Here is an 18,180-nt window from a genome sequence, read left to right as displayed (position 1 = left end):
TGCTCCGGTCTCTGGAGAACATGCGATCCGCCTCATCTCGTCGTTACGAACCACGTGCGACACCCGAAAGCAGCATGGCGCCGCCTCCGGGTGACCGGCTCTTTCGACATGGCGATTCGCTGCCGGACAGCCACTCGAGAGAGCCCCGGACCGGCACCGCGGCGCTGAAACCCCGGGTGCGCGGCTACGTCACTGCGCGGCCAGCATGTCCTCGCCCAGATCGAAGCGGTTGCCGGGATGCTCCAGTCCGAGGTGGTCCCGGAGGGTCGTACCCGCGTACTCGCTGCGAAACAGCCCGCGCCGCTGCAGTTCCGGCACGACGCCTGAAAGGAACCGCTCCGCCCCTCCCGGCATGTAGGGCGGCATGACGACGAAGCCGTCGGCGCCCTTCTCGCGGACCCATTGCTCCATCCTGTCCGCCACCGTCGCGGGCGAGCCGACGAACTTCGCGAAGGCGAGGCCCTTGGCATAGCTTCGACCGAGATCGCCCAGCGTCATGCCCTGCTCCATCGCGCTCTTGAGCACGACTTCGAAGCGGCCCTTGCTGCCGCGTATGCGATCGCGGATATCGGGCACGGGCGCATCGGCCGGGTGGACGGACAAGTCGTAGTTCATGCTCCCCGACATGAAGCTGAGCCCTGCCTCGGGATGGATCAGCGCGTCGAGTTGGGCTTCGAGTTCGAACGCGTCCTCGTCGGTATCCGCGATGATCGGAACCACCCCCGGCAGCACCTTGACCGCATCGGGAGACCGGCCGGCGGCCACGACCTGGGCCTTGAAGTCGGCGTAGAACGCCTGCGCCTTGGCCAGCGTCGACTGTACCGGGAAGATCACTTCGGCATTGCGCGCGGCCAGAGACTGGAACGCCCCGGAGACACCGGCCTGGATCAGCACCGGATGCCCCTGCGGCGGCCGCACCGCGCCGAGCGGCCCTTTGACCTGGAACCACGTGCCGCGATGATCGGCGTAGTGGATCCGCGACGGATCGGCATAGCGCGCGCTCGCCTTGTCGGCGGTGATCGCGTCTTCCTGCCATGTGTCCCACAGCAGGCGCACGACGTCGATGAACTCGGCGGCGCGTTCGTAGCGCTCGGCGTGCCCCAGATGCTCCGCCCGGCTGAAGTTGCGCGCCTCGCCGTCATTGACGGAGGTGACCGCGTTCCAGGCCGCGCGCCCCTTGCTGAAGTGGTCGATCGACGCGAACATGCGCGCGGCGTGATAAGGCTCGGAATAGCTGGTCGAGATCGTCGCCCCCAGCCCGATCCGGTCGGTCGTCATGGCCAGTGCCGAAAGCAGGGTCAGCGGCTCGACGTGGATCGCGGGCCGCAGCCTGACGGCGGCCTCGAACGAACTGCCGTAGATGTCGTCGATCGACAGCTTGTCGGCCACGAACACCATGTCGAGCTTCGCCTGTTCCGCCGCCTGCGCGATCCGCGCGTAGTTGGCGACGTCGAAGGGATCGCCATGCTCGGCCAGCGGATGGCGCCAGCCGGCAAGATGTGAGCCCGACAGCGAAAGGAACAGGGCGAGATGCACGGATCGACTCCTCAGATTGCCGGGATGACCTGCGGACCGAAGCCGCACGGGACAATCGAGTTGGTTGCCGCGACCTATGAGTTGTTCTGAACGGTGGTGCCGACAGGCAGGGAGCGGGTGACCTGCCGCCGCATCGTCATGGCAAGCGCAGCGACTCAATCCTGCGCGGAGTGACGCGGCAAAGCGCCACGCTTTACCGCATGCAAAACCCGCAACGACAGTCGAAATTCAGAGAAAGACAATCCAATCAAGTAGAAGCAATACTACATGATGTTAACCAATATCAGTTGATCTACATAATAAGTCATTTCGCCGCACACCGACAAACATACTCTAACATATATCGTCATGTGCCCCGAACTTCCCCCGGTGCTATTGATTCGCCGCAAGCAGATCTGGTCGCCAAGTAGCTATACGTAGCGATTATCATTCAAGGTCGATTTCCCATCAACATCGATCCACCATCCGCATGTGCGGACAAGGGGGAGGAGGGGCCTCATGCCTATCGTACCGACCTATCCCGGCGTCTACGTCGAGGAATTGGGCAGCGGCGTGCGTCCGCTGGCCGGCGTACCCACCGCGATCGCCGCCTTCGTCGGCTATACCGCGCGCGGGCTCGACAACCGGGCGACGACGATCTTCAGCTACGCCGACTACGAGCGCGAATTCGGCGGCCTCGCCGCCAACAGCGAGCTGAGCTATTCGGTCCAGCAGTTCTTCCAGAACGGCGGCGGCCAGGCGATCGTCGTGCGCGTACCCAAGAGCGACGGGGTCGCCGCGCAGGTCAACCTCAAGGAAGGCGTCGCCAACGCCGCCAAGGTCAGCTTCACCCTCACCGCGACCAGCAAGGGCGACTGGGGCAACGGGATCGTCGCCGACGTCGATTACGACGGGGCATCGGCCAGCAACTTCAACCTCACCCTGACCGATCTCGGCAGCGGCGCCGTCGAGCGCTGGGCAGACCTCAGCGTATCGACCGCCTCGCCCCGCTTCGTGGAGGCGGTGCTCAACGACCCGGCCAACGGCTCGCGCCTCGCCACGGCGAAAGTCCCCGCCGCGAGCCCCGGCGCGCGCCCGGCCGAGAGCGGGATCGTCGGCACCGACTTCACCGTCACCTCCACCGGGATCACCGGCCTCGCCAACGACAAGGCGTACAAGGTCCGGGTCACCGCCAACCGGCCCAGCGGCCCCATCACCGCACTCGAAGTCACGCTGATCAAGCAGGCCGAGACACTGCCCACCTCGGTCGTCGCCCTCGCCCGGCTGCTGGAGCGGCGCTTCAACGAGGCGCTGGCCGCCGCACTGCCCGGCGCGGCCGTCGCCGTCGGCGTCACCGGATCGGGCAAGGCCTTGCGCATCGCCCCGATGTTCGACCCGGCCTTGCTCCCCGCGGCCGTGGACACCACGCTTTCGCTGGCGGACAGCGCCCCGGCAGGTGCCCTGGCGATGCTCAAGCTGCCTGCGGCGAACTTCAATGTCGGTCGCTACCGCCTCGGCACCGGCACAGCCGAAGCCGCCCAGCGCAACCCCGTCCCCGGCGCCGACGGCACCCAGCTGCCGCAGAGCGCCGACGTGATCGGCAGTCCGTCCGCCTTCACCGGCATCCATGCGCTGGAAAAGGCGGACATCTTCAACATCCTCGTCCTGCCCGACGCCACCCGCGCCAGCCCCGGCGATCCCAATGCGCTCGATACCGGGCTGGACCCGAACGCCATCTATCAGGCCGCGCTCGACTATTGCACCAAACGCCGCGCCTTCCTGCTGATCGACCCGCCGCCGACCGTGAACACCGTGGACCGCGCGTTCGAGTGGATTTCCTCGGGCCTCACCGTCAAGGGCGCCAACGCGGCCACGTATTTCCCGCGCGTCCGCATGGCCGATCCGCTGAACGACTTCCAGCTGCGCACCTTCGGCCCGTCCGGCGCGATCGCCGGGCTCTATGCCCGCACCGACGCCGAGCGCGGCGTGTGGAAGGCCCCCGCCGGAACCGATGCGCAGCTGCGCGGGGTGCGCGGGCTCGTCTACAAGCTGTCCGATTCCGAGAACGGGCTGCTCAACCCGCTGGGCCTCAACTGCATCCGCGCGCTGCCGGTCTACGGCACGCTCTCGTGGGGGACGCGCACCCGCGTCGGCTCCGACGTGGAGGCAAGCCAGTGGAAGTACGTACCCGTCCGGCGCCTTGCCCTGATGATCGAGGAAAGCCTGTTCCGGGGCACCCAGTGGGTCGTCTTCGAACCCAACGACGAACCGCTCTGGGCGCAGATCCGGCTGAACCTCACCACCTACATGCACGGCCTGTTCCGGCAGGGCGCGTTCCAGGGCCAGACCCCGCGCGACGCCTACCTCGTCAAGTGCGACAAGGAGACGACCACGCAGGCCGACATCGACCGGGGCATCGTCAACATCCTGGTCGGGTTCGCGCCGCTCAAGCCCGCGGAATTCGTCATGATCCGCATCCAGCAGCTGGCCGGTCAGGCCGCTTCGTAATCGGCAAGGGAGGAGTTGCCCGATGGCCCAGTTCAACGTCAACGCCCAGCGCTTCGACCCGTACAAGAACTTCAAGTTCCGGGTGAAGTGGGACGGCCGCTATGTCGCGGGCGTCAGCAAGGTCAGCGCGCTCAAGCGCACGACCGAAGTGGTCAAGCATCGCGAGGGGGGCGACCCCTCCTCCAGCCGCAAGTCCCCCGGTCGCAGCGAGTTCGAGGCCGTCACCCTCGAACGGGGCGTCACCCACGACGTCGAGTTCGAGCGGTGGGCCAACAAGGTCTGGAACTTCGGTTCCGCCCTCGGCGCCGAAGTCTCGCTCGCCGACTTCCGCAAGGACATCACCATCGAACTCTACAACGAGGCAGGGCAACCGGCGATCGTCTATCGCCTGTTCCGCTGCTGGATCAGCGAGTTCCAGTCGATGCCCGACCTCGACGCCAACGCCAACGCGGTGGCCATCCAGCACATCAAGATCGAGAACGAAGGCTGGGAGCGCGACTACGCGGTAACCGAGCCTTCCGAACCGAGCTTCGTCGAACCGCAGTAAGGCCATGTCCACGAACCCGGTCGAGGGACTGCTCGCACTTTGGGAGGCGGGCACGAACCCGCTTGCCCTGCTTCGGGCCGCCGAGCCCGGTGCCGGGGATGATGCCCTTGCACGCCTTCCCATCGGCGCGCGTGACGGGAAGCTGATCGCGCACCAGCGGCGACTGTTCGGCCCGGCCATCGAGGCGACCGTGCCCTGCCACGCATGTGGCGAGACGGCGGAAGTCACGCTCGATGCCGACAGCCTGCTGGCGATGGCCCCGCAACGGAGCGCGCCGATCTTGGTGACGACCGGCGCGTGGCGGATCGAGGCCCGCCCCGCCGACAGCCGCGACATGGCGGTGCTGGCGACAGAGGAGCCCGAAGCGGCCGAGCGCGCCCTCCTCGCCCGCGTGGTGACGCTCTGCACCCGCGATGGTGCGCCCGCCGATCCCGCGAACCTCCCGCCCGAAGTTGTCGCCGCGATCGAGGATGCGCTGGAAGCTGCCGATCCGCTGGCGGCGATCACGCTGCTCGTCGCCTGCCCGCACTGCGGCGCGAGCATTCCGGCGCTGCACGATCCCGCGCATCACCTCGCCCGTTCGGTCGCCGCCGAGGCGCGGCGGCTGCTGGCGGAAGTCGCCGCGCTCGCCCGTGCCTATGGCTGGCGAGAGGCGGACATCCTGGCGATGACCCCGCAGCGCCGCGCGGCGTATCTGGAGCTGGCAGCGTGAGCCGCTATCTCGCCACCCTCGCCGCCCGAGCCTCGGGCCGCGTGGCGCTGCTCTCCCCGCGCCCGCGCACGCTTTACGAGGGCGGCGGCGAAGATACGGCCTTCGAGGAACCGGCGCAGCCGATCGCCGGGAGCGTGCAGCCTATACCGCGCACGGTCATGGACGCGCCCTCCGCCCCAAGGGAAAGCACGGCGCCGCGCCCGGGCACCACGGCCCCCGCCGCCGCGCCGACAATCCGGCAGGGTTCGGTGGTGCAGGTTACGCAAGTGCTTACGTCCGCTGAGAATCCGGAACCGCGCTTCCGTTCTCAGGCCGTGCCGCCAATCCAGACGGCGATACCGAGTAGCGAACGTCCTGCGATACCGCAGCCCCCTGCCGATCCCGGCCATACGCCTGCGCTCACGCACCCCCCGACCCAGGCGCCTGACCGCCCGGCTCCCCGCCTCGTGCCCAACTCGCCCTCCCCGAACCTCCAGATCTCCGAACGCACGGTGCTGCAGGAGATCGTGCGCCACGTCGAAGTCCACGCACGCGCCGGCACAACGCCCGGCCCGGACGTTCAGGCACCCTCGCCGCGTCCCGTCGAACCCGCTCCTCGGCCGGTCGCGCATGCGATACCCCGGCCCACACCCGCCGCTCCGCAACCTCGCCAACGCTCCGTTTCGACGCCCCGAGGCGAGCCGCCGGTCATCATCCGGATCGAGCGCATAGACGTCCATGCGGTGCCCTCGCCCCCCGTTCCGGCGCCCGCACGGCGCCAGCCCGCCTCGCCTGCGCCGTCGCCCGGCCCCTCGCTCGCAGAGTTCCTTTCGGGCGGGGAGCGCGCACGATGAGCACGCCTTTCGCCATCGCCGGAGTCACCGCCGTGCTGCGCCAGCTCGTGGTGGAGGGCCTTGCGCTCGACAAGGCAGGCGACGCGGTCGGCACCATCGGCGTCAGTGCCGGGCCGCCCGACCTCGTCGCCAAGCCCGGCCAGCCCGAGCCGACGCGGGTGAACCTCTATCTCCATCAGGTCACGCCCAACGCGGCCTGGCGCAATCTCGGGCTGCCTGGGCGCGACAGCGGCGGCGACCTCGTCTCCGCACCGCCGCTGGCGTTCACGCTGTACTACCTCGTCACGACCTTCGCGGCGGAGATGTTCGTCGCCGAAGTCCTGCTCGGCCACACCTTGCGCATCCTCGGCGAGAACGCGGTGCTGACGCGCGAGGCGGTGCGCCGCGCACTGGTGCCCACGGCGGCGAGCCCGCTCGCCACGGCGCTGGAGAACTGCGGCCTCGCCGACCAGATCGAACTGGTCAAGCTGACCCCCACCGCCGTCGCGCTGGAGGACATGTCGCGGATCTGGTCGGCATTCCAGGCGCATTACCGCACCACCGTCGCCTACGAAGCGAGCGTCGTGCTCATCGATCCGCGCGCGAAAGGCCGCACCGCCTTGCCCGCCACCGCCCGCGCCGTCTTCGGCGAGACGCTGGCGCTGCCCGAGATCACGCGGATCGGCCTGCCGGGTGATCCAAGCGCCGCGGTGACCACCGAGGACACGCTGGCAATCTCCGGCCTGCGCCTGCTCGCCGCCAGCGGCACCGTGGTCCGCATCGGCGCCACCGACCACGCGCCCGCCTCCGATTCCCGCGCCCACATCCTGAACGTGGACCTTGCCGCCGCCCCTCGCCCGCGCGCCGGAGTGCAGAGCGTCACCGTCATCCACCCGCGCCAAATGGGCGATCCGGCCACCGCGCACGAAGGCGTGTTCTCCAACGCCGCCGCGCTGATCCTGCGCCCGGTGGTGAACACCGTCTCCGCCGCCAATTCCGCGACGCGGACCATCGACGGCATCGTTTACGCCGACGGCACCCTGACGGTCACCGCCGCCCGCGCCATCGGCCGTGACCAGCGGGTCGAAGTGCTGCTCAACGAGCGCGGCGCTCCCGCCTCGCGGCCTCCACGCGGCTATGCCATCGCCGCTCCCGCCGCCAATGGCCTAGCCGAAAGCGTGGACGAGGCTGCGCAGATCGCAATCCCCTATCGCGCCATCGCGCGCGGCGACTACCTCGTGCGCCTGCGCATCGACGGCGCCGAAAGCCTGCTCACCCCCGGCGGCGACGGCCGCTTCGCCACCCCGCTGGTGACGATATGAGCGCGCCGTCTCTCGCCGGCGAGATCGCCGTGATCGAAGCGCACCTCGCGCTTGCCGCCGCGCGAACGGGCGAGCAAATCGCAGCCTCCGAAGCGACATTGCACGCAGCGCTGGAGGCCGCCCAATCCGGTGGGCCGGCAAGGCGTCTCGCCGAGCGCCTTGGCCTCATCGCATTCGCCCGTGATTGCCTGCTGCTGGCCGCTCTGCCGCACTTGAGTGCACGCTCCGTAGCGCTCTGTGCCGCCGTGACCGGCGACCCGCAAGGCCGCATCACCGCCGCCCTCGCCATGGCGGTACTGCCGGAGGCGGCATGGTCGGCGCTGCGTCCCGACGCCCCGCTGCGCGCGTTGCGATGCCTGCGCCTCGCCGATCCCGACCGACCGACCCTTTCCGAACTCCTGATCGACGAACGCATCCTCCTCGCGCTGCTGGGAGAGGACGCGCTTGACGAACGCCTCGCCCCGCTCGTCCGCCCGGTGGCGGCGGGCGCGGAAATCGGCCCCTCCGGCCGCGCCCAGGCGGAGCGGCTGGTCGAGCGCTGGTGGTCGATGCGCGCGGACGGAGAGGCACCCGCGATCCACCTGCATCACGGCGAGCCCGCCGACGCCCGGCTCATCGCCCAGACTGCGGCGACCCGGCTGGGGCGCCGCCTCCATGTTCTCGGCGCGGCGAACCTGCCGCCCACTCCCGCCGAGCGCCACGGTTTCGCAGCCCTGTGGCGGCGAGAGGCGCTGCTGGGCGGCCTCGCGCTGCTGATCGAGCTGCCCGAAGACATCGCCCCCGAACAGGCGGCGCTCGCCGCCGATCTCGTCGATCGACTGGACGATTGCATCATCGTCAGCGGCGGCGCGGGGGCGCTGCCATGCCGCCGCCCCTTTATCTCCGCGACACTGCAAGTGCCTGAAGCGCCCGAGCGCCATGCCCTCTGGACGCGGGCGCTGGGGCAGGCTCAGGCCGCCAGGCTCAACGGCGCGAGCGAAGCCCTGGCCAGCCAGTTCGCCATCGGCCCGACCGCCATCGCGCGCCTCGGCCCGCTGGCCGAAGGGCTGGACCGCGAAGCCGCGCGCGACCTGCTCCACCGCGAGGCCCGCGCCCATGCACAGGCGCGTATCGCCGCCATCGCCGAAGTCATCCACCCCGTCGCCACGTGGGACGACCTCATCGTTCCCGCAGAACTCAAGACCGCGCTGCACGCCATCGCCGCGCAAGTGCGGTACCGCCGCCACGTCCACGAGGACTGGGGCTTTGCATCGCGCGGTGGGCGCGGCCTCGGCATCGCGGCGCTGTTCGCGGGCTCCAGCGGCACCGGCAAGACGATGGCCGCCGAAGTCATCGCCGCCGACCTCGGCACCGACGTGGTTCGCGTCGATCTGGCGGGCGTCGTCAGCAAGTACATCGGCGAGACCGAGAAGAACCTCTCACGCGTGTTCGCCGCCGCCGAGGGCAGCGGCGCGGTGCTGCTGTTCGACGAGGCCGACGCGCTGTTCGGCAAACGCAGCGAAGTCGGCAACGCGCACGACCGCTACGCCAACATCGAAGTCAGCTACCTCCTGCAGCGCATGGAGAGCTACACCGGCCTCGCCATCCTCACCACCAACCAGCGCGAAGCGCTAGACGCGGCGTTCTTCCGCCGCCTGCGCTTCGTGGTGGCCTTCCCCTTCCCGGACGAAGCGCTGCGCCGGACCGTCTGGGAACGCGCCTTCCCGCAAGCCACGCCGACCGAAGGGCTGGACTTCGAGCGCCTCGCGCGCCTCAACGTCGCGCCCGGCAACATCCGCAGCATCGCCGTCAACGCCGCGTTCCTCGCGGCAGCGCAAGGGGACGCCGTGGAGATGCGCCACCTGCACGAAGCCGCCGTGCTCGAATGCCGCAAGCTGGAGCGGCCGGTCACTTCGGCCGAACTGGGAGGCTGGCTGTGAGCCGCGTGGCGATCGAGGTCGGCCAGTTGGTTTTCCACGGCCTCAACGCCGATGAGGCAGGGCGCGCCGGGGCGGCCTTCTCCTCCGAGCTGGAGCGTCTCGTCGGCCAGCGCGGCCTGTCGCGCGCCGCAGCGCCGCCGCGTCTTCCCGCCCGGCCCCGCCCCGAGGAGATCGGCCGCGCCGCCGCCGCCCGCGTCCATGCGGGGATCGCGGGCCAAGGCCGCGCGCCATGAGCGAACGCGCCGCCCCTTCCTCGACCGAGAGCGTGAGCGCGCCGCGCGAGGCCGCGCAAGGCGCGCTCGCCTGCCTCGCCCCGGCTCTCGGCCTTGCGGCGAGCGAGGTCGATCTCCGGCTCGATCGCGAGGGCGACCGCCTGCTGGCCGATGCCGGGGCGCGCGGCGCGGCGCGGGGCAATGTGGTGTGGCTGCGCGGCTACTATCCGGCATCCGAGGCGAGCCGCCTGACGCTGGCGCACGAACTTGTCCATGTCGCGCAAGGCCGCCTGCATTCCGCGACACCGCCGTCGCCGCTTGCCGCCGAGCGCGAGGCCGAGCGCCTGGCCGCAACCCTGCTCGGCGGAGGCATGGCGCCGCGCCCGCGTGCGGCGACCGGCGGCGCGCTGCATTTCGACGGGGCCGAGCCGCCACCCGCACGCAGTCTGGAAGACGTTGTCGAGGCCAATTACCGGGACGAGCGCGAGGACATGGTTCGCCTGCTCGCGCAGGAAACCCCGTCCGCCGATGCCGTGACCCGCGTGCTGGACCTGCTCGCGCCGCTGCCTTTCGAGACGGCGCGGGTGCTGACGGCGCAGCTGGGCACCGGGCCGCTCGCCGCGCTCGCGAACGGCCTTGGCGATGATCATGCGCGCAGCCATCGGCGCGAGGTTCTGGCCGCAGCGGAATCGTTCACCACGGACATGCTGGACCGCGCCGACAACGGCCATCGCATCTTCCGGGCGATGCGGCTCGACCCCGGCTCGCTCAGTCCGGCCGAACATCACGCCGCCGTCACCACGCTGCGCCGCGTGCCGATCGGCCAGCTCACGCGCCTCGAAGGCGGCGACAACGGCGCGGACCTGCGCGCCTTGCGCACAACCGCCATGCCCGAATACGGCCGCGAGGAGGCCGGCCGCCGGGCCGCGCGCACCGAAGCGGGACGGCGTGCGGCCGCGCCCGACCTCACCCGGCGCGAAGAGGACTTGCGCCGCACCCTCTCCATCATGCTCACCGACGCCAGCCGCGAGGACGCCCGTGAGGCGCTTCGGCTGCTGGCTGAAAACCCCGCACTCGCGGTGCCGGACCCGCGCTTCTCGGGCGCGCCGACACCCGCACCCGACGCCGCCGTTCCCCCCTTACCGGAAAGCAGCCTGCAGAGCGTCATCGCCCGGCTCGACGGCGCAGGCATCGTCGATCGCTGGATCGGCGCGCTCGAACCCGTCGACCGCCGGGGGGAGACGCCCGAAGCGCGCGGCTTCGCGATGCTCGTCCGCACCCGGCGGCCGGACAGGACCATGGCCCGGATGCGCACCCTGCTGAGCCGCAGCTTCTTCGACTGGGCAGTGCGGGACTGGGAAGCCTCGCTCGCCTGGGACATGCTGCGCGCGATGCCGCCCGCCGAGCAGGCGCGCTTCCAGTCGCTCGACGAGGGCCGCCTCTACCTGCGGCTGATCGAGGAACTGCCGGACGACCTGCGCGCCGAAGCCGCCATGGCCGGGCTTATCGTGGTTCGCGGCGAAGACGGCTCCCTGTCCGACCTCACCGCAGAGGCGGGCGCGCTGCTGGAAGGACAGGCCGAACTGATCGCCGCCGCCCGCGCCTTCGACGACAGCGCCGAGGCGGCCTATCGCCTGTTCGTGCGACTGGCCGCGCTCGCCGTGCCGGCTCCTGCCCACGCGCCGCCGGAAGGAACCGCGCCCGCCTCCACGCGCCCGGCGCCCGGCTTGTCCGTCCTGCAGGCCGTCGTGCGAAGGCTTGACGTCCTGGGCCTGATGCGCCGCCTGTTCTCCGCCCTCTCCGACGGGGTAAAACAGGACCGACGCTACTGGAACGATCTCGCCACTGTCCTCGGCGCCCGCGATCCGGCGTTCAATCGCGAGGACCTGCGGCGGCTGCTCCACGTCAGCACCTTCCTGTGGATCATTACCATCGATGAGGTGACGTTCGAGGAGGCGCTGTTCGCCTTCCACATCCTGCGCGCCCTGCCCGAGGACCAGCGCCGCGCCTTCGAGCTTGAGGATCGCGGCGCCTATGCCGCCCGGATCGCCGGGGCACTGTCGCAGTCGATGCTCCACGAGGCAGGGCTGTCGTTCGCCTTCACCCGCCCTGACGAGCGCGGGGAAACCCCGCTGCGCCGCCAGCTGGCCGACCCGGCGGCATGGGACGGGACGAACCCTGCCGATCTGGCGCTGCTGGTCCAGATGGGCATCACGGCGGGCGACTTTGACTGGATCTTCGAGCAGTCGCACCGCCAACGGGCCTGGACCCGCGAGGCGCTTGGGGCGCTGGTCGAACGTTTCGCGCTCTACGACCCGCGCGTGGGGCGCACGTTCCCGCGCCCACACACGGTCAGCGCCGCACGGAGCAGCCGCCACCTGCTGGCGATGCTGTTCGGCACCGGCGCCTACGAACTGGAGGAGTACACCCGCCCTGTCCACGGCACCGACCCCTTCACCGGGGAACCCGCGACGTATGCCGAGACCACCGGGCTCAGGGTGACCGTCGACCTCGAACAGCTGGAGGGCAACGCCGGGGCTCCGCTCTACACCGGCGCGGTGCTGGCGCGGTCGCCGGGCGAGCGGATTTCCATCGGCTCGGACAACCGCGAGGCGGCGCTCGCCCAGCCCAACGTCGTCGATATCGAGATCAACGAGCCCGCCGGTTTCATGCGCGTGCGGGCCAGCCGGATCGCGCTCACCCGGTTCGCCTCCGTCTCGACCGGATCGACGCTGCGCGCGGGGGCGGTCTCGCTCACCGACCTCGATTTCGCGATCACCTTCGCGCCAGAGGACTTGCGGGCGCCGCGTGCCGGGCGCTTCCATGTGGACGACGTCTCGCTCGACGAGATCGTCCACACCCGCGCGGGGGACGCCGAACCGACCGGCCTGCGCCACCTCGGCATCGCCGGAGTCGATGCCAGCGCCAGTTTCCAGACCGCACCGCTGCCCGATTCCCCGGTCCTGGGCCATGTGCTCGGCCTGCTGTGGGACCTCGCGCTCAACCGCGACGCGCTGACCGAGCGGGCGGCGGCGAACACCTCGCTGGGCACCGCGACCATCTCGGTCGGGCGCATCGACGCGCAGGGCCTGCACATGGGCGACCTGCGCGTTGCCAGCCTCTCGGTCGAGGGCTTCACGGCGGCGGCAGGCGGCAACCGCGCGGCGGCGCTGCGCGCGCAGATCTTCGTCCTCGACGCGCGGATCGAACAGGCGCGCGCCGCCGCTCCTGAACAGGTCGCTGGGCTGGTCGCCGATCGCGAGGAGCTGCGGCCCCGGCTCGCCGCACTGGAGCCGCTGGAGGCGGAAATGCTGGGGCTCATGGCGCGGCTGCAGGCAGGGCATCGCCTGAGCCCCGCCGAGCAGGCACGGCTCGACACCTTGCAGGCCGAGACGGGCGTGGGCGGTGTCGGCGGCCTCTCCATCGCCATTGCGCGGGTCAGCGTCGACGGCGTGGACGGCCCGGTCCGCCTTGGCCATGCGGAACTGACCGGCATACGCGGCGGCGGCGACACCGCCGCGCTGGCCTTCCGCCAGATGACCAGCGAGGAGGCGATCCGCCGCTTCGTCAGTGCCGGTCCCCCTTCGCCCGCACGCCTCGGCACAGCGGCGAGCGGACCGAGTGTGACCGCCGACGACTTCACCCTGCGCGACCTCGCCCTGCCCGCGACGATCCCCACGCTCGCCGCGATCGAGGCGCAGTTGCGCGCCGATCCGCCTCCTCTGCCCGCCGAGCGCGAGCACCTGCTGCGCCTGCGCCCGCTGGTCGGTCGCTACGAGGAACTGCGGAGCCGTTCGCTCGGCATCGGCGTGCCGGAAGGGCTGGCCCGCTCGCCGCAGGACCAACGCGAACTGCTGGAAGTGTCGCGCCAGCTGGGCGAACTGCTCGACATCCGCGTGCGCGAAGTCACCGTGACCGGACCGACCATCTCGGCAGGCGGCGGCGAGGCGTTTTCCGCGCGGATCGGGGCCAGTTCCGTGGCGGTGCGCGGCATCCACGGCGCTGTCATCACCGAGCGCGAGGGACAGGCCCTCACCCTCTCGGGTGTCAGCGCCGGGTTGCGGGTGGCTACCGATGGGCTGCATGTCGAGGGGCTCGTGGTGCGCCAGCTCGACTTGCAGGCCCTCGACTACAACAACGGCACCCATCACATCTGGGCGGATGGCCTGAGCACCGCGCGCGACATCACCGCCGACATCCTGCTGCGCCGCCGCACCGGAGAGAACGGCGGCATCGATTTCCGCAACATCCACATCGAGACCTTCCGCATCGGCCGGATCGAAGGCAGCGGCCTCGGCTACGAGAAACTGGTTGCCGGCAGCAGTTCGTACCGGGTCGAGATCACCTCCGGCGCCCTGCTCGGGCTGGCGCTGCGAGGGTTCGACATCGACCTCGGCGGCGAGAAGACGCGGATGTCCGGCGCCATCGAGGTCGCCGGGTTCGACCAGATGCGCTTCCGTTTCGCGATGGGCCGGATGCTGGAGGCCGACGGCCAGCTCGATCGGCCGGAAGGGGCTGAGCGCGCGCCCCGCGCGGTCAGCGTCGACATGGCCAGCGACGGCACGATGACCGTCGCCCTCGATGCCCTCGTCGCCTCCGACACCGAAGTCACCTATCGCGGCGCGGACGGACGCAGCGGCGGGGGCATGCATATCACGCGCGGCGACGTGTCCGGGCAGGTCGTCCTGGCGGGCGGCGACACGCGGATCAATGCGCTGCGGCTCGACAGCCTGACCTTCAGCCGCATCCGCTGGCACACCGCCGACGGCACCACGATCCGCGCCGACGGCCCGACGGTGGCCACCGGCGTGCGCTTCTCCGGCCGCTATTCCTCGCTGGCGGACGAGCGCAGCGAATTCGCGATCGACAGCCTCCATGTCGACCGCATCAGCGCCGCGCGGATCGTCGTCGATGCCGGTTCGCTGCACCTGGAACTGCCCGAGGCTGCGCCGGGCGGGCGCTTCGTGCCGGGAGAGGCGGCGACGCTGTCCGACATCAACGTCCACAACCTGCTGATCGGCCTCGGCGGCGCGGCGACCACCATCGTGCCGACCGCCGGTGCAGCAAGGGCGCGCGGCTCGATCGGCTCGGTGGAGACCGACTTCCTCGTGCGCTACGGCGAACAACTGCGCGCGAGCGGCATGCTGAACGCGGGAAGGATCGACTTCGCCTTCGATCCCGGCGGTGCGATCGAGGGACGTGCTACGGGAATCTCGGGCGCGGGCACGGTCCACTACGGAGACGGCACCGGGCCGGGTGTCGATCTCGGCTATGGGTTCCGCAACTTCGACACCGGGCTGATCCGCTATTCCGGCAATGTCGTCTCGATCGGCGCGAACGGCAGCGCGCCGCTGCATCTGGACAGCCTGAACCTCTCCCAGCTGGAGCTTTCGGGACCGTCGATGCAGATCCTCGCCCCCGACACCAGCGAGATCACGGTCAGCGACATCACCGCGCGGCTCTCGGTGCACCTGCATCCCACGCCCGCGGCAGCGGCGGCTGCAGGCACGCCCTACGAACGCATCGTCATCGACGAACTGCGCCTTGGCCAGGTGGCCGCCTCGGGGATGCGTATTCACCTTGCGAGCCTCGACCTCTGGCTGGACCTGCCGGAGAGCGAGCCCTTCACGGTCGGCCCTGTCCTTGTCGGCCGCCCTGCCGATCCCGCCACCAACGAGCCGCTGGAGATCGTGCCCTCCACCGGAGGCACCGCGATCACCGGGATCGTGCGCGCCGAAGCACTTCACACCGAGCGGCTGCAGGCGCAGCTGGTCGGCTCGCTCAATGCCCGCATGGCCTTCGATGCCGACGTGCTTCAGGCGAACCTCGCGGGCGACGGGCCGATGAGCATCGACCTCCTCAACTGGTCCGCCACCCAGATCGTCGGCTACGTGATGGGCGATCCCGACCAGCGCATCCGCGTACGCCGGGGAGCGGGCGGCACCCGGCACGACATGTTCGGCGAAGGCACCGGCATCGGCGGCGATCGACTGTCCTACAACGCGGCGGAAGGCGGCCACGTCACCCTCGCCGGCCTCAACGCACGCGGCCTGCGCTACGACGACGAGGGTGCGGGCATCCACCTCGACATCCGCCGCATCGAGTCCCCGCAAGTCGCGGTGGATCTCGGCGGCAACAACCAGGGCCGCCGCGTCATCGAGATTCCCTCGGCGACGATCACCGACGCGTGGTTCCGCATCGATCCGATCCCGTCAGGCGGGGGAAGCGGCAGCGGGGCAACAGCCTCGCGCTATCTGGCGGGAGATGCGGGCGCGGCATGGCTCGCCGCGAACCACGAGCTGTTCAGCCACGTCAACGGCAGCTTCACGCTCGCCGGCGCCTACGGGATCGACGGGGCGCTGGGCATCCCTTCGCTGGACTACACCTTCGGGGTGAACGTTCCGATCACCAACGGTTCGATCAATTACGCCGACCTCGAGGGCCAGATCCCCAACCTCGCCGATGCCCTGGTGGACTTCCACCTCGAAGGATCGACGCTTTTCATCGGGGCCGGCTTCCACTTCTACCCGCCGGGCGATCCCGAAGGCATGGGACCCACGCCGGAGCCGATCCCGATCTATCGCGACTTCTTCGAATGGAACCTCGAAGGCAATCACCTGCGCGAGGCGGAGGCGGGCCGGATCGACCTGGAAACCCTGCTGCGCGCACGCTCTCCCCGCGCACCGTCGGCATCCTCGGACTCCGGCGGCACGGACTACGCCGCTCCGCTCAGGATCGACCGGCTGGCGCTCGCGCTGGGGCTGGACAACGGTTCGGATCTCACCGTCTCGCTGGGATCGATAGGGACGGCGACACTCGCGCCGCACGCGCTCGGGGGCCTCACGGTCACGGGGGCGCTGCAACCGCTCGATCCGATCTTCAACGCCTACCCGAGCCTCCGCCGTCAGGGCATCACCAATCCCGAGCGCCTCGGCGCACTGGCGGTAGGGCTCGATCATTTCGATCTCAGCGCGCTCGACTTGCGCTTCCCGACGCGCGGACGCGGATCGCGTGACGTTCGCACCGGCGCGGTGCACATCGGCCGTATCGCCGATGCCGAGATCGGCTTTGCCGGGCTGACCCCGCGTACGGCCGAAGGAACTTTGTCCGAGGCGAGCGTCACCAATCTGATCGTCACGCTCAATCCGGATCAGGTCTGCCCGGTGCCAGAGACACCCGCCCCGCGCCGCGCAGGGGCTCCCGCACTCGACACCGCCGGGGAATTCCGGAGCCTCGACGCGAACGGCAGGCCCCGGGAGGACCGTCCATGAACGCGCCCTCCCCCCGCGCTTCTCCTGAAGCGGCACGCCCCACGCTGGAGAACCGCGCGCACGATACCGCCGTGCGCGGGCTGGCCGCACCGGGGCTGCTCGGCGGGCTGCCCGCATCCCGCCGGGCAGCCCGGGACGAGGCCGGACTGCTCCCCCGCAGCGGCGGCTCCCTGCTGCCGGGCACGGTGCGGCGACAGGCCGAGGCACAGCTGGGCATCGACCTGGCCGGAGTACGCCTCCACACCGGGGCCGAGGCACGGGAGCGCACGCACGTGCTGGGCGCCAATGCCTTCGCTCTGGGGGACGAGGTCGTGCTGGGTGCCGGAGCGGGCGCGCCGGTACTGCTTCACGAACTCGCCCACGTCGCGCAGGCCCGTACCGGAGCCGCGCCGCCGATCGCGCTCCACGACGATCCGCCCCGCCCGCGCGGCATCGGCTCGGCGCCCCCGCGCGATGCGTTCGAGCGCGGCGAAGGCGTGATGCCGGAGACCGGCCACGTCCTGTTCGAGCGCGACAGCGCCGACCTCGACCCCGGCGACGTCGCCACGATCGAGGGCCTGATGCGCGGGCGCAGCCGCAGGTTGTGGGTGGACGTCTACGGCTACGCTTCACTGGAGGGCGACGACGCCTACAACGCCAACTTGTCCGCCCATCGCGGCGTCGCCGTGCGCAGGGCGATCGAACCGCTGCTGCCGCCCGGTTCGCTGCTCGACGTCCACGCGCAGGGCGAAGTGCAGGACTTCGGCCCCGTGGAAGAGAACCGGCGCGTCGGCATCCGCCTGCGCGATGCGCCGGAGCTTTCCAGCATCGGCCTGCTCGGCGATTTTCGCCTGCAGCTCGATCCGAGCCCGCTTGTCGGGGGGCGTCCGGATGTCGCACCGCCGCCTGCCGGGAGCGAGCCGGAGGCGTCCGCCCCCCTCCTCGATCCCCGCTTCGCGCCGCGCTACGGGGCGAGCCTGCTACCCTCGGATTACGCGCCACGCTTCGATGCCACGCTGGTGCCGCCACTGAGTAACGAGAGCCTCTTCCCATGGCGCGGCGAGGGTGTGGACTGGACCGCCCTTGCACGTTCCGCGGCGCTGCGCGGGCAGTCGGTGGACTTGCGGGACGCCGCCGCGGCAGAGTCTCTCTATCGCGGACTGCTACCGTTCTGGAGCGGCGTGTTCGGCGCGGACATCGGCGACTGGCTGGCTCGCCGCTCGATCTCCAGTGCTTACGAATCGTACCAGTACCGACAAAACCCGAACCAGTGGGACCGCTGGCAGCAGGAAGACGAGATCCGGGGCACCTCGGTGCGCGGGCTCTCGATCGACCTGCTCGATCCCCCCTGGGCCGAGAAGAAGAAAAAGAAACCCTGAAGCA

The 18,180-nt window shown here is 70.5% G+C and carries 10 protein-coding genes; 9 read left to right on the top strand and 1 reads right to left on the bottom strand.

Features of this window, described 5'->3' with window-relative positions; all coding sequences use genetic code 11:
* Positions 1-189 precede the first annotated feature (189 nt).
* Positions 190-1,536: an LLM class flavin-dependent oxidoreductase gene (locus tag PKE80_RS22610; protein ID WP_008831686.1), complete on the bottom strand. Its 1,347-nt coding sequence runs from the start codon at positions 1,534-1,536 to the stop codon at positions 190-192.
* A gap of 498 nt (positions 1,537-2,034) precedes the next feature.
* Here PKE80_RS22610 and PKE80_RS22605 point away from each other — a divergent pair, with 498 nt between their 5' ends.
* From PKE80_RS22605 to PKE80_RS22565, 9 genes are read left to right on the top strand one after another with little or no spacing between them, the layout of a single operon-like run.
* Positions 2,035-4,023, top strand: coding sequence for a phage tail sheath family protein (locus PKE80_RS22605; RefSeq protein WP_271184462.1), 1,989 nt, complete (start codon positions 2,035-2,037; stop codon positions 4,021-4,023).
* A gap of 22 nt (positions 4,024-4,045) precedes the next feature.
* The gene (locus PKE80_RS22600; RefSeq protein WP_008831688.1) at positions 4,046-4,570 is read left to right on the top strand and encodes a phage tail protein; all 525 of its coding nucleotides are present in this window, start codon (positions 4,046-4,048) and stop codon (positions 4,568-4,570) included.
* Positions 4,571-4,574: 4 nt separating this feature from the next.
* Complete coding sequence (locus tag PKE80_RS22595) at positions 4,575-5,282, top strand: hypothetical protein (protein ID WP_271184461.1); 708 nt, start codon at positions 4,575-4,577, stop codon at positions 5,280-5,282.
* Positions 5,279-6,115, top strand: coding sequence for a hypothetical protein (locus tag PKE80_RS22590; RefSeq protein WP_271184460.1), 837 nt, complete (start codon positions 5,279-5,281; stop codon positions 6,113-6,115). Before PKE80_RS22595 ends, PKE80_RS22590 begins: the two co-directional genes overlap by 4 nt.
* The gene (locus PKE80_RS22585) at positions 6,112-7,416 is read left to right on the top strand and encodes a Pvc16 family protein (RefSeq protein ID WP_271184459.1); all 1,305 of its coding nucleotides are present in this window, start codon (positions 6,112-6,114) and stop codon (positions 7,414-7,416) included. The genes PKE80_RS22590 and PKE80_RS22585 overlap by 4 nt, the downstream gene beginning before the upstream one ends.
* The gene (locus PKE80_RS22580; protein ID WP_271184458.1) at positions 7,413-9,335 is read left to right on the top strand and encodes an AAA family ATPase; all 1,923 of its coding nucleotides are present in this window, start codon (positions 7,413-7,415) and stop codon (positions 9,333-9,335) included. The genes PKE80_RS22585 and PKE80_RS22580 overlap by 4 nt, the downstream gene beginning before the upstream one ends.
* Positions 9,332-9,568, top strand: a complete 237-nt coding sequence (locus tag PKE80_RS22575; protein ID WP_271184457.1) for a hypothetical protein — start codon at positions 9,332-9,334, stop codon at positions 9,566-9,568. The genes PKE80_RS22580 and PKE80_RS22575 overlap by 4 nt, the downstream gene beginning before the upstream one ends.
* Complete coding sequence (locus PKE80_RS22570) at positions 9,565-16,818, top strand: eCIS core domain-containing protein (RefSeq protein WP_271184456.1); 7,254 nt, start codon at positions 9,565-9,567, stop codon at positions 16,816-16,818. The genes PKE80_RS22575 and PKE80_RS22570 overlap by 4 nt, the downstream gene beginning before the upstream one ends.
* Complete coding sequence (locus tag PKE80_RS22565) at positions 16,815-18,176, top strand: eCIS core domain-containing protein (protein WP_051587118.1); 1,362 nt, start codon at positions 16,815-16,817, stop codon at positions 18,174-18,176. The genes PKE80_RS22570 and PKE80_RS22565 overlap by 4 nt, the downstream gene beginning before the upstream one ends.
* Positions 18,177-18,180: the final 4 nt, after the last annotated feature.

Source organism: Novosphingobium resinovorum, from assembly GCF_027922145.1.
Lineage (GTDB): Bacteria > Pseudomonadota > Alphaproteobacteria > Sphingomonadales > Sphingomonadaceae > Novosphingobium > Novosphingobium resinovorum.
Note: the sequence above shows the minus strand (reverse complement) of the source record. Positions and strands in the feature narration are given on the sequence as shown.

Bases quoted from the DNA above. Each gene is read 5' to 3' on its own strand.
- PKE80_RS22580 (WP_271184458.1), top strand. From the start codon at position 7,413: ATGAGCGCGCCGTCTCTCGCCGGCGAGATCGCCGTGATCGAAGCGCAC.
- PKE80_RS22605 (WP_271184462.1), top strand. From the start codon at position 2,035: ATGCCTATCGTACCGACCTATCCCGGCGTCTACGTCGAGGAATTGGGC.
- PKE80_RS22600 (WP_008831688.1), top strand. From the start codon at position 4,046: ATGGCCCAGTTCAACGTCAACGCCCAGCGCTTCGACCCGTACAAGAAC.
- PKE80_RS22565 (WP_051587118.1), top strand. From the start codon at position 16,815: ATGAACGCGCCCTCCCCCCGCGCTTCTCCTGAAGCGGCACGCCCCACG.
- PKE80_RS22595 (WP_271184461.1), top strand. From the start codon at position 4,575: ATGTCCACGAACCCGGTCGAGGGACTGCTCGCACTTTGGGAGGCGGGC.
- PKE80_RS22570 (WP_271184456.1), top strand. From the start codon at position 9,565: ATGAGCGAACGCGCCGCCCCTTCCTCGACCGAGAGCGTGAGCGCGCCG.
- PKE80_RS22585 (WP_271184459.1), top strand. From the start codon at position 6,112: ATGAGCACGCCTTTCGCCATCGCCGGAGTCACCGCCGTGCTGCGCCAG.